A 13,861-nucleotide genomic window follows, 5' to 3' on the forward strand; every position below is an offset into this window, starting at 1 on the left:
AACGGCAAGCAGGGGTCCGGCGACCATCGGACTGACCGCCGAACCGCGTTCGGCCAGAGCCCCACTCGGACCGCCAATCTTCGTCGATTCAAAATCGCATGGCAACGAGTCGAGCTATTTCGGCCGGCGCTTGATCGGGGATGGCAAAGACCGAGCTGACGTTGATCTCACAAAGCACATACGTGTCTTCACCTGACACAGTCCGTGGTCCGTAGAGAAAATCGGCATCCCAAATGATCGGCAGCGATCTGGCATCGATGCCTAGCACAGCCATCATTTGCGGCGTCCACCCGGTTTCCATATTGGTCCGCAGCGCCTGAAACGGTTCGGCCGTGGCGGGATGCATTATCCGCGGCCCTGGTTGCGCAGCCTCGGAATCTGGCCCTTCAGGAGGTGGTGGGATTAGGGCCTTGATGAACTGGTGGCCAAAGCCGACCACCTTGTCGGCGCCCATGTAACAGCGGATCATCCCGTCGGGTAAACGCGGTTGGAATGGCTGATCCACGATGCAGCCATCGGGTGTCAAATACACCTCGCAGCGCGCCATGAAATCCGGCAGTGCGAGTTCTTCCGGCGTACTGCCGCGTCGCGCGTGCAGCACCCGAACCGCCGGCTCTCCGCCAGGAAGCGAACCGATCAGCTCGACCTTCCATACTCCCTGGCCGCCATTGCCGCGGTTCTGCTTCAGCACCCGTGGACCGGCCGTTCGAAGCCGCTCCGGAAACGCCTCGCGAAAAGCCTCGGCGGAGCCGTAGAGGTAGGTATCGGTTCCCCATCCGAGATGCTTCGTACGGTGCAGAACTTCCTTCACGCCCATTTTCAGGATCACGTCTGGATGTGCACTCACCCAGGGGCCGCGTGCCGCCACGTCGCGCAGCAGCGGGTCAAGCACCGCACGGGTTTTTCCCTCGTGCAAGGGATCGACCCAGACCAGCACGCCGTCCGTCGCCAGGAGCTGGGTCCGAACCTCCTCGGCAAACTCTTCGTCATAAACGGCCGGTTCGGCGTGAACACCGATCGCAGCGAGTTCCTCGAACACGCGATGAAACCGGTTGTTCTGCGGTGTCGCCGTGCGACGCGCCTCCCGGTTACCGCGCCAGACCACAGCCACTCGCCTCGTGCCCATTATACCTCGCCTCCTACTTGCTCGCCCATCAGACAGCCCCGATACGAAATAGACTGCGATGCTCGCATCCGAGCAGAAAGATCGGCCTAGATCGAGCCCGCCGCGACGCCGAAAAGCACGCCCAGGATCGAACATGCCGCTAACACCGGGATCACGCCGACCTTGAAGCGGAATACCGCCAGCATACCACATGAAACCAACGAATTGAGTGACCGAAGCCCGCGGCGGCCTGGGCAATCAAGTCGGCACTCAAATCACCGGCCGCCGCTCGCCGTCGGCCAGGTGGCAGGCCGCGACCCCGCCATGCGGCACCGAGCGCAACATCGGCTCCTCGGCCCGGCAGACATCGATCGCCACAGGACAGCGGGTGTTGAAGCGGCATCCCGGTGGCGGCGCGCTGGGGCTTGGAGGATCGCCCGGGAGGATGATTCGGCGACGGCCGGCCTCGATACGAGGATCCGGCGAAGGAACCGCCGAAAGCAGTGCCTGGCTGTAGGGATGGGCCGGCTCGCGAAACAGCGGCCGCGTCACGCCGGCTTCTGCGATGCGGCCAAGATACATCACCGTCACGTTTGAGCAGACCTCGCGCACGATCGCCAGGTCATGCGCAACGATGACGATGGTAAGGCCAAGCTGTTTCTGCAATGATGTGAACAGGTTGACGATCTGCGCCCGGATCGAAACGTCAAGCGCGCTGAGCGGTTCGTCGCAAACCAGGATCGATGGCTTCAGCGCAAGCGCGCGAGCGATCGAAACGCGCTGGCGCTGGCCGCCGGAAAGCGAACGCGGCAGGCGGTCGAGCACGGTCGCTGGCAGCGCCACCAGATCCAGCAGCTCGCCGATACGGCGCCGGCGCTCGGCCGAAGATCCGAGGCGATGGATCTGCAGCGGCTCTTCCAGCGTCTGGTAAACGGTCTGGCGACGGCTCATCGAGCCCAGCGGATCCTGGAAGACGAACTGGACCTCGCGGCTGAACGATTTGCGGTCCGACTTCAGCCACTGGGCGCGATCCCGCCCCGAGATCAGCACCGTACCCTCAGTCTCCTTCTGCAGGCCGACGACGCTGCGAGCCAGCGTGGTCTTGCCACAACCGGATTCGCCAACGATGCCATGGAAGGCACCACGCGGAATGGTCAGGTTGATGCCGTCGACCGCCCGCACGGCGCCTGTGCCGGAGCGGTTGGCGAAATGGACCTTCAGGCCCTTGACCTCAATCGCCGCAATGTCAGCCATGGACCGCTATCCCTTCCCGCCTCAGCACCACCGGGCATCCCACCTTGTGCGGCGTCCCGCCCGTCGAGATCGTCTGGAGCGGCGGCCGATGCACGTGGCATTCGGGCTCAACCAGTTCGCAGCGGGCAGCGAAACGGCAGCCCGGCTCCAGCCTGATCTGGTTCGGCGGCAAACCTGGTATTTCCTTGGTCGCGGCGCGTTCGTCGGCGCGGAAATCCGGTACAGAGGCAAGCAGCCCGCGTGTATAGGGATGCGTCGGCCGCGTCAGCACATCCATCGCGGTCCCCTCCTCCGCCACCTGCCCGGCATAGAGCACCATGACCCGGTCCGCGACCGAGGCGACGACGCCGATGTCGTGCGTGATCAGCACGACCGCGATGCCTTCCTCGCGCTGGATCTGGCGGATGAGCTCCAGGATCTGCGCCTGCACCGTGGCGTCCAGCGCAGTGGTCGGCTCGTCGGCGATCAGCACGCGCGGCCGGCTTGCCAGGGCCAGTGCGATCATGGCGCGCTGCAGCATGCCGCCAGACATTTCATGCGGATAGCGATCATAGCGGTCTTCCGGGTCAGGGATGCCGGTGCGGGCGAGCAGCGAGACCGCTTCCTTGCGGGCATCCGCATGCGACAGATTGGCAAAGCGGCGCGCCTGGCGCGCCAGTTGCGGTCCGATCTTCAGCATCGGGTTCAGCGCGCTCATCGGGTCCTGGAAAATGACGCCGAAATAGCGGCCGCGAAGGTCAGACAAGCGCCTGGACTCCATTCCGACCAGTTCGCTCGCTTCGGCTCGCGCCGATCCCTTGATATCAACGGTGACGCCCTCGGGCAGCAGGCCGAGCGGCCCAAGCGTCATGACGGTCTTGCCCGAACCGCTCTCGCCGACGACGGCGACTGTCTCGCCGGGACGGACGTTGAACGACACCCCATCGACCGCGCGCACGGAAACGGTCGTGGCGTAGAGATCAATGACCATGTTTTCTATGGAGTAGATCGGCTCGTCGCTCATGGCGCGGCTGTTCCCGTTTCGACGGCGTTCCGCTCCGCTTCCTCAACGGCGCGCGCCTTGCGACGCTTGCGCAGCAAATCGCCGCGCACCGGCCTCGGCACCTTTTGCAACGCGAAGGTCTCGCCCAGCAGATTGAAGCTGACCACCACCAAAGTGAGCGCAAGGCCCGGAAGGACGACCAGCCTTGGGTATTCCTCGATGTAGCTCATGCCGTCGACCAGCATCTGGCCCCATTCCGGCGCCGGCGGCGCGACGCCCAGGCCGAGGAAGCTCAGCGTCGCGATGGCCAGGACAAGGGCGCCAGCATCGGCGCTGGCATAGACCACGACGAGGGCCAGGACATGCGGCAGGATATGGCGCACAAAGATCCACAGATGGCTGGCGCCCATCACCCTTGCCGCTTCGATATAGGGCTGTTGCAATTCGGCGGTGACCACGGCGCGGCTCATGCGGGCATAGTTCGCCCACCACGCCAGCGTCAGCGCCGTGATCATCGACCAGTAGCCGGTGCCGAGAATGCCGATCAGCGCCAGCGCGATCACCAGGCTTGGCAGCGCCAGCGCGATGTCGATGAGGCTGATCAACACCAGCTCGACGCGCCCGCCGACATAACCGGCGAACGAACCGATGCTGACGCCGATGGCAAGTGCGGCCACCAGCACGATCACCATCGCCATCAGCGATATGCGGGCGCCGCCGATGATGCGGCTCAGAATATCGCGGCCGAGATAGTCGGTGCCCAGCCAGTGAGCCCAGCTCGGTCCCGCAAGCGTGACGTCGTAGTCTTGCGCGCCGGGATCGTAAGGCATGATCGAGGGACCGAGCACACCGACCGCGACAAAGAAGACGACTGGCAGCAGCACCAGCCAGGGCCAGTCCTTCATGCTCCTGAACAAGGACGTGTTCATCGGATCAAGCTCCTCTCGCCCTACGCATGCGCGGGTCGACAAACATGCAGATCACGTCAACCATCAGGTTGACGACAACGAAGAACACCACGAACAGCAACAGAACCGACTGCATGCCGACGAAGTCGCGGAAGCGGATTGCATCGATAAAGAAGGCGCCGACGCCGCGCAGCGCAAACACCGTTTCAACCACGATCGAACCGATGATCATCAGCGTGAACTGGGCGCCGAAGGTGGTCAGGAACGGGATGGCGATGTTGGGCAGAGCCTCGCGCATCAGCACCTGTGTCCTCGTGTAGCCCTTCGCGAAGCCCGTCGTGGCGAAGGGTCGCGACATGGCCTCCTGGAGGTTGACGCGGACGACGCGGCTCAGCACCGATGCCGGAAACAGGGCGATTGTCACCCACGGCAAGAGCCACGAGGTGAAGCCGCTGACGCCGAAGGTGGGCAGCCAGCCCAGCATCACCGAAAAGACGATGACCAGCAGCGCCGCCACGAAGAAGTTCGGCGTCGAGGCGCCGACCAGCGAGAAGGCGTGGAGGAACCGGTCCAACGCGCCACCATTGCTGACCGCACCGGCAACGCCGAGCGCCAGCGACAGGAAAAAGCCGAGAATGCCGCCGCCCGCAAGCAGCGCCGCCGTCATCGGGATTCTGGCGGCGAATTCCTGCGCGATCGGCTTGCCGGTGCGCAGCGAGACGCCGAGATCGCCGGTGATGGCGCTGAAAAGCCATCGGCCGTAGCGGACCGGCAGCGGATCATAGAGCCCGAGGTCCTCGCCGATCTTCTTGATCATTTCGGCATCCGCGCCCGGGCCTGCCGCACGCTCGGCCATGAGCGCGGCGACGTTGCCCGGCGCCGCGGCAACCAGGGTAAAGGTCAATGCCGATGCCGCCACGACAAGCAGACAGGCAAGCAACATCCTTCGCAGAATCGTGCGTCTCATCGGAACTCCCCCAGGAGGTTCGAGGCGTTCAGGCCTTCAGCGTGATCGCCTTGAACGGCAGGTCGTAGTCCGTCGCGGGAAGCGCGAAGTTCTCGACGCGAGGATTGTGCGCCCACAGCCGCTGGCTGACAACGAGCGGGCAGATCGCCCGGTTGTCGTGCAGCCAGTCGTAGAGCGCCTGCATCTTGGCTTCGCGTTCGTCGCCGCTCGCTTCGAGCGCGGCCTTGACCACGCCATCAAGCTCCGGGGAAACATAGATCTTGCCGTCCGGCCCGCTGTCGGCGGTGGATACGAACGCGTTGCCGAGCGTGCCGTGCGGATCATAGGGCGCGCCATAGGTGGTGAAGAAGGCAAGATCATATTCGAATGCCGGGCGACGGTCGTGCATGGTGGCGTTGTCGACTGACGAGACCTGAACCTGGAAGCCGACCTCGGACAGCTGACCTTGGATCATCTCGGCGATGCGGCGCGAACCCGGCAGCGATTCCTCCGATACGAGGAAATCGATCGCCAGCGGCGCGCCCTCCTTGCTCCAGGCGCCTCCGCTTGCGCTCCAACCGCCATCGGCAAGGATTTTCCTGGCCGCGGCGACGTCGCGTACCGGCACGTCATGCCGCTTGCCCGACGAAGGCACGTTGGCCGGGAAGAGATCCGCCGCCGGATCTGCGTAGCCTTCGAACAACACCTTGGCGATCGCGGCGCGGTCGACCGAGACATAGATGGCCTCGCGCACGGCCTTGTCGGCCATCATCTTGGCCTTCGGCGAATAACCGAGCAGCATGGTTGCGGTGCCGGCCTCGGCCACCACTTTCATACCGTCCTTTTCAAGCGCGCGGGCGCGGCGTGGCGACAGCGTCGCCACCCAGTCGCCGCCGATCACGTCGAGGTCGCCGGAACGCAGGGCGTTGGCGCGAGCGAGTTCGTCGGGAACCACCTTCAGCTCCATGCGAGCAAACAGTGGCTTCTCGCCCCAGTATTTGTCGTTGCGCACCAGCACGGTGCCGGAGGAATCGTAGCTTTCGACGATCCACGGTCCGGTGCCGACCGGAGCGGTCTGCTTGCCGCCGGCGTCGACAGCCTTCGGCGACAGGAAGCGCACCGGACGCACGATGGTGAGCTCCAGCAAGGCGGCGGGCACCGGACGCTTCAGCTTGATCGTCAACTTGCTGGGTCCATCGGTGACGATGCTGTCGAATCCGTCGGACACACCGATCCATGAGAAATCCGCGACGCCCAGCCAGCGTTTGAGATTCCATTCGGCGGCGGTCGAATCGAAGGGCGTGCCGTCACTGAAGGCAACACCTTCGCGCAGGTCGAAGGCGATCGAAAGCTGGTCGTCGGCGACAGCCCACTTGGTGGCGAGCCCGGGCTCGAGCGCGCCGTCCTGGCCATAGTGTATGAGGGCGTCGAACACGACCGTGTAGGAACTCAGCGTGGAGACGTTTTGCAGCAGGTCGAGATCGCCGGTTTCGGCGGCAATGGCGACCTTCAACGTTTCATGCCCCTCCGAGTACGCGGCGCGTGGAAACGCGGCAATGAAGGCCAGGCCGGCTGTGGAGGCCAGGAAATTGCGGCGGTCGAGAGTCATCATGTTAGTTCCCCTTTTTGTTTGATTGGCAACGATCATGTGCACGCTTGCTAATTTGTATAGACATAAGACATAAAGTCGGAAAACCGTTTGAGAGTTTTACCCCAGCGACCCACTTGGTCGCGGTTGCGGCCTACAGCCAGTTCAGCACCGCCGCCGAGAGCGCGAGATAGCGGCCGGCTTTCGCCATCGTGACGATCGCAACGAAGCTCCAGAGCGGCTCGCGCAGAACACCGGCCATCATCGTCAGCGGATCGCCGATGACGGGAACCCAGCTCAGCAACAGGCTCCATCGTCCGTAACGGCGGTAGCGCGCCGCGGCGCGATCGAGCGCAGTGGGCTTGACCGGAAACCATTTGCGGTCGCGAAAGCGGTCGATGCAGCGGCCGAGCAGCCAGTTGACAACCGAACCAAGCACGTTGCCGATCGTCGCGACCAGGATCAGCGCCGCCGGTGACTGGCTTCCGGTCAGCAGCAGGCCGGCCAGCACCGCCTCTGACTGCAGCGGCAGAATTGTCGCTGCGGCGAACGCGGTGAGGAACAGCGCGCCGAAGGCACCAACATCTCGCAGCATTGGGGCCGCTCAGCTCGCTTTCGGCCATTTTGGGTGCCTATCGTTAACGACATAACCATGCGCATGCTCGAAGCCTGCTTCGGTCCAGACGGCGTCCTCGAGGTGCGAATGCCCGTCAGACAGATCGTCATGGGCGTGGCTGAGAACGTCGGGATCGTGACGCGGCCACAACCACATCGCGGCAAAGAGTGCCGCGGCGCCAATGACGCCAAGCAGGATAAAGGTGAAGGGCAGGCCCATCGCCGCGCCGACGAGTCCGGCGATCGGATAGGTGATGAGCCAGCAGGCGTGCGAAAGCGCGAATTGCGCGGCAAACAATGCCGGCCGGTCGACGGGATCGGCCGAGCGCTTGATCAGCCGCCCAGACGGGGTCTGCGCCAGCGAATAGCCGAGCCCGAGCACGAACCAGAGCGGCAAGAGCAGCTGATAGCTGATGGCGAACGGCCCTGCGAACACGCCGGCAACCAGCAGGCCGGCGCCTGACAACATCGCAACCCGATCCGGGATGCTGTCCAGCAGCCGCGGCAGGACCAGCGCCGCGATCATCGAGCCGCCACCGAAGGCGGCAAGGGCAAATGCCGTGTCGCTCTGGGAAAGGCCGAATTTTGCCTGAACCAGCACGACCGTGTTGACGATCACCATGGCACTGGCGGCGGCGACAGCGAGGTTGAGCGCCAGCAGGCCGCGCAATCTCGGCGTCGCCAGATAGTTACGGATGCCGCGTGTGGTGCGCTCGTAAATGCCGCGCGGCTCAGAGGGTTTCGGGCTCGGCAGAACCACCGACACCACCAGCGCGGCCGACGCCAGGAAGCCGATGACCGTGCCTGCGAACAGGCTATGGAAGCTGATGACCGAAAGCAGTGCCGCCGCCAGTATCGGACTGACCACGCTCTCCAGATCGTAGGCAAGCCGCGAGAGCGACAAGGCCCGTGTGTAGTCCTTCTCTTCGGGCAGCACGTCAGGGATCGAAGCCTGGAAGGTCGGGGTGAAGCCGGCTGACGCCGACTGCAGGATGAAGATGAGAAGATATATCTGCCAGACTTCGGTGACGAAGGGCAGGAATACGGCAACCCCTGCCCTGATGAGGTCGAGCGAAACCAGCATGGTACGGCGTGGTAGGCGCTCGGCGAACGCGGCGGCAACGGGCGCCACGCCGACATAGGCGATCATCTTGATGGCAAGCGCCGTGCCGAGCACCGCGCCGGCATCGGCGCCGGCAAGGTCATAGGCCAGCAGCCCGAGCGCCACGGTGGCAAGGCCAGTGCCAATCAGGGCGATGACCTGGGCCAGGAAAAGATGGCGATAAGTGCGATTGGCAAGGACTTGCAGCATATGTCTGTCTTCTTGGAGGAGCGATGGGTCGTTGATCCGTGGCGATTGAATGGCGGGCCTGATCTCAGTGATGGTGGCCTTCCGGCTCGACCATTTTGAACGGCAGCACCTGCTCGCGACCCTTCGCGGCCAAGACCAGCCTCGCCTGGAACTCATGCGGCTCAGCAGGAGCCACGGTGCTCTCAAGGCGATAATGGTTGTCGGCGACGGGTTCGAGGCGAAGCGTCTCCGGCCCGCCAGGCCTATCGATGCTCACCGTTGCCATCAGATCGTCGGCATGCCGGTCGATGGTCAGCCGCATCCGCTCGCCAGCCGGCGTGTCGACGATTTCCAATGTCCCGGCAGCCAGATCGCAGTCGACCTTGAAGGGCTCCGGCGCATGATGACCATGTGAGTGAGAGGGTTCCGTGCCCGTCGCGGCAGACCCGGCCGAACTCTCCAGACGAACATTCGCTTCAGCCAACGCCGGCAAGTGGGCGAACAGTTCCTCCTTGAGGGCTTCGGTGACGCCCATCACGTCCTTGGCCGTCGCCGCGTCGACGACACTGATGGCGACGTCGGCATGCAGGCGATGGCCGATCCAGCGCGCCTGCACGCTTTGGACACGTTCGATACCGGACACATGCTCGGCGGCATGATGGATTTCATCGACGATGCCGGGCTCGACACCGTCGAGCATGCGCGTGAGGACTGCCTTCGAAGACTGCCAGACGATCGCGAAGATGGCCACCGTGATCAAGAGCCCGATGATCGGATCGGCCAGCGGAAACCCCAGCCATACGCCGATAGCACCCAGCACAACCGCCAGACTGGTAAAGCCGTCGGTGCGCGCATGGTAGCCGTCGGCGATCAGCGCCGCACTGTTGATCTCGCGGCCGACCCGGATACGGAACACTGCAACAGCCTCGTTGCCTAAGAAACCTATAATGCCGGCTATGGCGACCCAGCCAAGAAATGCGATCGGCTGCGGATTGATCAACCGGTCGATCGCCTCGTAGCCGGCAACGATGGCGCTGAACAAGATGATGAGGACAATCAGAATGCCGGCCAGATCTTCGACGCGGCCCAGCCCGTAGGTGAACGTCTTGCTCGGTTTGCGACGGGCCAGCATGAAGGCGACCCACAATGGGATGGCGGTGACCGCGTCGCCGACATTGTGGATCGTGTCGGCCAGCAGCGCCACGCTGCCGGAGAGGAACACAACCACCAACTGCAGCGCCGCCGTGATGGCCAGAACGACGAATGACCATTTAATCGCCCAGATGCCGCGCGTCGTCGTGGCGATCGTCGGGTCGATGACGCCATGCGTGTGGCCATGGCCGCCCTCGCCGTGATCATGTCCGTGGCCGCCCATGCCTTGCGTCATCGGGCCGAACCCGAACCAATCGCGAACTTTGTCCATCATGGCGCTTCTCACAGGTACTTGGTGATATCCTTGAACTCGTCGATCGAGCGGCGCTGCTCGAGCGCCAGCGGTCCGACGACGTCTTCAAGGCAGTGGTTGAGGTGGTCCTGGATCAGCGTCTTCTTGGCCTGGGCGATGGCCTTCTCCACGGCATGAAGTTGCTGGGCGATGTCGAGGCACGGTCGCCCGGCCTCGATCATCTCGACGATCCCGCGCAGATGGCCGTCGGCGCGCTTCAGCCGCTTGATGATGGCAGGATGGGTTTCGTGGACGTGGGGACGCTCATTCATGCCCTTGATGCTATCCCCCCAGAGAGGATATTCCAAGCCTCAAAGTGGCCTCGATTCTGGTGCATGCCACCATTCGTTAGGATTTTAGAGAATAATCGTTAAGCATGCCGAATTGGATCCCTAGCACAGCCTTTCGTCTCATCGTCGCGTTCGCGATGACTCTCGGCGTGCTGCTCTCCCCAGTGGGTAGTTCGGCCTCGCATAGCCCGATTGCGCTCGCTGCCGCCGAGGCAGCGCGTCACGCAGAGCTGACATCACAGATCGGAAAACACGGCCACAGCCATGACGATGGCGAAGCCGATGAGCAGAGCTTTGGTCATACCCACGGCCACAATCCGGCCGACCACACCCATGAAACGGCGAGCACGCTTCCGGGCTTCGCGCAGCCAGCACCGCCGATAGGCCGGAGCTGGCTGGTTTACCCGCCTTCGTTTGCCGACCTAGAAATCCGTTTCCGGCTTGAGCGCCCTCCCAGGCAGATCGTCATCGCATGATCGCGGCCGCACGCGCGGCCATCCTCAACGACGACGATTGGAATTCTCATGCAAGGATCCTTCTACAAGGGTCCGCTACGCACGCCTTGCGCGCGCTGGCGGTTTGCCCTTCCTGTGCTCATTGCTCTCCTGACCCTCCCATTGCTTGGGGGGACTGCCTTCGCCCATGCCGTTGCCGAGGGCGACAAGGGCTATATCCAGGAGATCACGGGCATCAATCTGCTGCCCTTCATCTATCTCGGCGCCAAGCACATGGTGACGGGATACGACCACGTCCTGTTCCTGTTCGGCGTGATCTTCTTCCTCTACCGGATGAAGCACATTGGCATCTATGTGAGCCTGTTCGCGCTCGGCCATTCCACGACCATGCTGCTTGGCGTCTATTTCAACGTTGGCATCAACAGCTACATCATCGACGCGATCATCGGCCTGTCGGTCGTCTACAAGGCGCTCGACAATATGGGTGCCTTCCAGAGGTGGCTCGGCTTCCAGCCGAACACCAAGATCGCGACGCTGATCTTCGGCTTTTTCCACGGCTTCGGCCTGTCGACGAAGATCATCGAATACAACATCTCGCCCGACGGGCTCGTGCCCAACCTACTTGCCTTCAACGTCGGCGTTGAGGTCGGTCAGCTTCTGGCGCTCGCTGCTATCCTTATCGTCATGGGCTACTGGCGCCGGACCGACAGTTTCTGGCGCCACGCATACACCGCCAACACCATCATGATGACCGCCGGGTTTGTGCTGATCGGCTATCAGCTCACCGGCTGGGTCGTCTCCTGAACCTCCAAGTAAAGATCAAAAAAGGAATTCTCCCATGTACAACACAGACATCCCGACCCGCGCTGAACTGCCGACATCCATGCAGCTCCTCCGATCTACCCTCATCGCCATTGTCGCGGCAGCGGCCATCCTTGTGACCATCGTGCTGCCGGCCGAATACGCCATCGATCCCACCGGCGTTGGGCGAGCGCTCGAGCTCACCGAGATGGGCGAGATCAAGACACAACTCGCCGAAGAGGCCGAGCAAGACCGCCTTCGCGAATTGCAAAACGGCACGCCGACCGCAGTGCCAGGCCAAGATCAGCAGTCGAGTCTTCTGGAGCGCGTCTTCGCTGAACTGGTGATTGGTTCCGCCTCTGCCCAGGAACTGCGGACGGACGAAATGTCGGTCACCCTCAAGCCCGGCGAAGGAGCTGAGATCAAGCTCGTCATGGCCAAGGGCGCAAAGGCAAACTACTCTTGGACAGCCAATGGCGCGGCGGTGAACTTCGACACCCATGGTGACGGCGGCGGCGAAAACATCTCATACGAGAAGGGACGCGGTGCTGCAGAGGACGAGGGCGTACTTGAAGCAGCCTTTGACGGCAATCACGGTTGGTTCTGGCGCAACCGCACCGGTGCCGACGTCACCGTGACGCTGAAGACGAATGGCGCGTACACCGACATCAAACGCATGATGTGATCGATACGGCACGTCTTATCCGGCGCCGTTTGGCGCCGGGGGAGATCAAGCAGGTGAAATAGCCAACTCGGACCAACACAGTTTGATAATATCCAACCTGTGTTGGTCCCCTTCGGATGTCGTTGGTTAGAATCAGCTCGCAATGATGTAACAGGAGCGTCGCGCTACCTTCCCCAAAGCGTAATCACGCCGCATTGGCCGCGAGCGCGCTCAAAACCCATTGCGGCAAAGGGCTTCAAGATCCGTCTTTGTCATTTTCTCGATGCCGAGCCCAGGAAGAATATCATTATCTCCCTTGAGATCCCGGCCATAAGCCGCCGACAATATGGAAATTCCGGATTCATGGAGAACCGCCGGATTTCCGCTGATCTTCCCCAGGACTGCGGTTGGTAACAGGCCGAACGGAACGTCCTCGAGAATATAGCGGCTCTCGATAGTCGTCGGGCCAAAGCCGCCACGACCTTGGCGATCCATCTCCAGGTTCATTTCCGAAACGGTGCTCATGGGGACGTGGAACGACAATGAAAAATGTTCCTGGACGGTACGAACCGCGATACCGAAATTGCCAGCTATGGCCAATCGTTCGGCATCCAGAGCCTCGATGAAGCGACCAACGGCAGGAGTGACATTTCCCCCCTGGCTCCATCGCTCGGCCTTCTCCATTCGTGTGAGATTGAGAAGGGCAATTCCCAGATGGTTCTGCGGATTGAGGTTGCTGAGCGCAATTGCCAGCAGACCATCGCGCTTGACGAAACGATCGCCGAACAAGGCCGTGCAAAGCTTGTACCCTTGATCGAGCGCATCGAAAGGCAGCGTCGCAACATCAAGCTTCTGGCGAATGGAAGTGACCTGGACTTCTGTTGGTCCGAGCTGGCGGCCGGTCAAGAGCGTTGTACCCCAAACGACGATCGGCAACCTGACCTTGCGCTCGGCTAACCGCTTGGAGAGATACAGCGCGCCGAACGAACTGTGCGAACTGACGATGACAGGAATACCATCTGCCAGGTGAGGGACGGCGGCATCCATCACCATCTTGTGGCCGTAAGCGGGAAGCGCGATCACCACCACATCCGCGTGATCGATGGCATCTTTACAATCATTGGCAATACGCACCGGCACCGTCGCCTCGATATCCCCCGTCGCCTTCAATGATTCGCCAGTCGCCAACGTTCTGGTGCGGTCTCCCGACGGTGACCAAAGTGTTGGCGTATGTCCCGATTGTGCCAAATAGGCCGCAAGGCCATAGGCAATTGCTCCAGCGCCCAGAATACTCACGCGCATAACATTCCTCCTGTCGCCGGCTTTATGGTTCGAGAATCCTTGCCGTCCCCGCCTACAAGTTTTTTCATCGGGAGGATCCGAATTGAAGTCACGTCGGTTGCCATCAGCCGTTCGATCAGGACTCCGGCTCTGAGCCGGCAAACGCCGCAACGACTATTAGTTTCCGCTTGACATATATCAAAAATGAATGAGACGATGTCAATCATACGAATTACG

The 13,861-nt window shown here is 62.3% G+C and carries 14 protein-coding genes; 3 read left to right on the plus strand and 11 right to left on the minus strand.

The window, feature by feature from the left end:
* Positions 1-88 precede the first annotated feature (88 nt).
* From X757_RS162200 to X757_RS162155, 10 genes are all read right to left on the minus strand, one after another.
* Positions 89-1,126: a Cj0069 family protein gene (locus X757_RS162200; RefSeq protein WP_031250997.1), complete on the minus strand. Its 1,038-nt coding sequence runs from the start codon at positions 1,124-1,126 to the stop codon at positions 89-91.
* A gap of 249 nt (positions 1,127-1,375) precedes the next feature.
* Positions 1,376-2,359, minus strand: a complete 984-nt coding sequence (locus X757_RS162195) for an ABC transporter ATP-binding protein (RefSeq protein ID WP_032996097.1) — start codon at positions 2,357-2,359, stop codon at positions 1,376-1,378.
* Positions 2,352-3,362, minus strand: coding sequence for an ABC transporter ATP-binding protein (locus X757_RS162190; protein WP_023725080.1), 1,011 nt, complete (start codon positions 3,360-3,362; stop codon positions 2,352-2,354). The genes X757_RS162195 and X757_RS162190 overlap by 8 nt, the downstream gene beginning before the upstream one ends.
* Positions 3,359-4,270 (minus strand): ABC transporter permease, encoded by a 912-nt coding sequence (locus tag X757_RS162185; RefSeq protein ID WP_023725081.1) that lies wholly within the window; start codon positions 4,268-4,270, stop codon positions 3,359-3,361. The genes X757_RS162190 and X757_RS162185 overlap by 4 nt, the downstream gene beginning before the upstream one ends.
* 4 nt (positions 4,271-4,274) lie before the next feature.
* Entirely contained in the window at positions 4,275-5,216 is a 942-nt protein-coding gene (locus tag X757_RS162180) for an ABC transporter permease (RefSeq protein WP_023725082.1), read from the minus strand.
* A 28-nt stretch (positions 5,217-5,244) separates the two neighbouring features.
* A complete protein-coding gene (locus X757_RS162175) occupies positions 5,245-6,807 on the minus strand; it encodes an ABC transporter substrate-binding protein (protein WP_023725083.1) in 1,563 nt (520 codons plus the stop codon).
* 130 nt (positions 6,808-6,937) lie between these two features.
* The gene (locus tag X757_RS162170) at positions 6,938-7,378 is read right to left on the minus strand and encodes a YqaA family protein (RefSeq protein ID WP_031251003.1); all 441 of its coding nucleotides are present in this window, start codon (positions 7,376-7,378) and stop codon (positions 6,938-6,940) included.
* 9 nt (positions 7,379-7,387) lie between these two features.
* Positions 7,388-8,710: an MFS transporter gene (locus X757_RS162165; protein WP_023725085.1), complete on the minus strand. Its 1,323-nt coding sequence runs from the start codon at positions 8,708-8,710 to the stop codon at positions 7,388-7,390.
* 64 nt (positions 8,711-8,774) lie between these two features.
* The gene (locus X757_RS162160) at positions 8,775-10,115 is read right to left on the minus strand and encodes a cation diffusion facilitator family transporter (protein ID WP_023725086.1); all 1,341 of its coding nucleotides are present in this window, start codon (positions 10,113-10,115) and stop codon (positions 8,775-8,777) included.
* Positions 10,116-10,123: 8 nt separating this feature from the next.
* Positions 10,124-10,405 (minus strand): metal-sensing transcriptional repressor, encoded by a 282-nt coding sequence (locus X757_RS162155; RefSeq protein WP_023669876.1) that lies wholly within the window; start codon positions 10,403-10,405, stop codon positions 10,124-10,126.
* 104 nt (positions 10,406-10,509) lie between these two features.
* On the opposite strand from X757_RS162155, the gene X757_RS1000000167715 reads away from it, so the two are divergent.
* Genes X757_RS1000000167715 through X757_RS162145 form a run of 3 tightly spaced genes read left to right on the plus strand, consistent with a single transcriptional unit; the run spans position 10,510 to position 12,364 of the window.
* Positions 10,510-10,899 carry a hypothetical protein gene (locus X757_RS1000000167715; protein ID WP_156933378.1) on the plus strand — a complete coding sequence of 130 codons (390 nt, stop codon included), beginning with the start codon at positions 10,510-10,512 and terminating at the stop codon, positions 10,897-10,899.
* Between the two features lie 48 nt (positions 10,900-10,947).
* A complete protein-coding gene (locus tag X757_RS162150; protein ID WP_023725088.1) occupies positions 10,948-11,682 on the plus strand; it encodes a HupE/UreJ family protein in 735 nt (244 codons plus the stop codon).
* 34 nt (positions 11,683-11,716) lie between these two features.
* On the plus strand, positions 11,717-12,364 hold the full coding sequence (locus X757_RS162145; RefSeq protein ID WP_023669873.1) for a hypothetical protein: 648 nt from the start codon (positions 11,717-11,719) through the stop codon (positions 12,362-12,364).
* A gap of 210 nt (positions 12,365-12,574) precedes the next feature.
* Here the strand turns inward: X757_RS162145 and X757_RS0133200 are convergent, their stop codons facing one another.
* Positions 12,575-13,645, minus strand: coding sequence for an NAD/NADP octopine/nopaline dehydrogenase family protein (locus X757_RS0133200; protein ID WP_031251005.1), 1,071 nt, complete (start codon positions 13,643-13,645; stop codon positions 12,575-12,577).
* Positions 13,646-13,861 lie beyond the last annotated feature (216 nt).

Source organism: Mesorhizobium sp. LSHC412B00 (assembly GCF_000503035.1).
GTDB lineage: Bacteria > Pseudomonadota > Alphaproteobacteria > Rhizobiales > Rhizobiaceae > Mesorhizobium.

Excerpts from the sequence above, each read along its gene's own strand:
- X757_RS162200 (WP_031250997.1), bottom strand. The coding sequence starts at position 1,126 with ATGGGCACGAGGCGAGTGGCTGTGGTCTGGCGCGGTAACCGGGAGGCG.
- X757_RS162195 (WP_032996097.1), bottom strand. The coding sequence starts at position 2,359 with ATGGCTGACATTGCGGCGATTGAGGTCAAGGGCCTGAAGGTCCATTTC.
- X757_RS162190 (WP_023725080.1), bottom strand. The coding sequence starts at position 3,362 with ATGAGCGACGAGCCGATCTACTCCATAGAAAACATGGTCATTGATCTC.
- X757_RS162185 (WP_023725081.1), bottom strand. The coding sequence starts at position 4,270 with ATGAACACGTCCTTGTTCAGGAGCATGAAGGACTGGCCCTGGCTGGTG.
- X757_RS162180 (WP_023725082.1), bottom strand. The coding sequence starts at position 5,216 with ATGAGACGCACGATTCTGCGAAGGATGTTGCTTGCCTGTCTGCTTGTC.
- X757_RS162175 (WP_023725083.1), bottom strand. The coding sequence starts at position 6,807 with ATGATGACTCTCGACCGCCGCAATTTCCTGGCCTCCACAGCCGGCCTG.
- X757_RS162170 (WP_031251003.1), bottom strand. The coding sequence starts at position 7,378 with ATGCTGCGAGATGTTGGTGCCTTCGGCGCGCTGTTCCTCACCGCGTTC.
- X757_RS162165 (WP_023725085.1), bottom strand. The coding sequence starts at position 8,710 with ATGCTGCAAGTCCTTGCCAATCGCACTTATCGCCATCTTTTCCTGGCC.
- X757_RS162160 (WP_023725086.1), bottom strand. The coding sequence starts at position 10,115 with ATGATGGACAAAGTTCGCGATTGGTTCGGGTTCGGCCCGATGACGCAA.
- X757_RS162155 (WP_023669876.1), bottom strand. The coding sequence starts at position 10,405 with ATGAATGAGCGTCCCCACGTCCACGAAACCCATCCTGCCATCATCAAG.
- X757_RS1000000167715 (WP_156933378.1), top strand. The coding sequence starts at position 10,510 with ATGCCGAATTGGATCCCTAGCACAGCCTTTCGTCTCATCGTCGCGTTC.
- X757_RS162150 (WP_023725088.1), top strand. The coding sequence starts at position 10,948 with ATGCAAGGATCCTTCTACAAGGGTCCGCTACGCACGCCTTGCGCGCGC.
- X757_RS162145 (WP_023669873.1), top strand. The coding sequence starts at position 11,717 with ATGTACAACACAGACATCCCGACCCGCGCTGAACTGCCGACATCCATG.
- X757_RS0133200 (WP_031251005.1), bottom strand. The coding sequence starts at position 13,645 with ATGCGCGTGAGTATTCTGGGCGCTGGAGCAATTGCCTATGGCCTTGCG.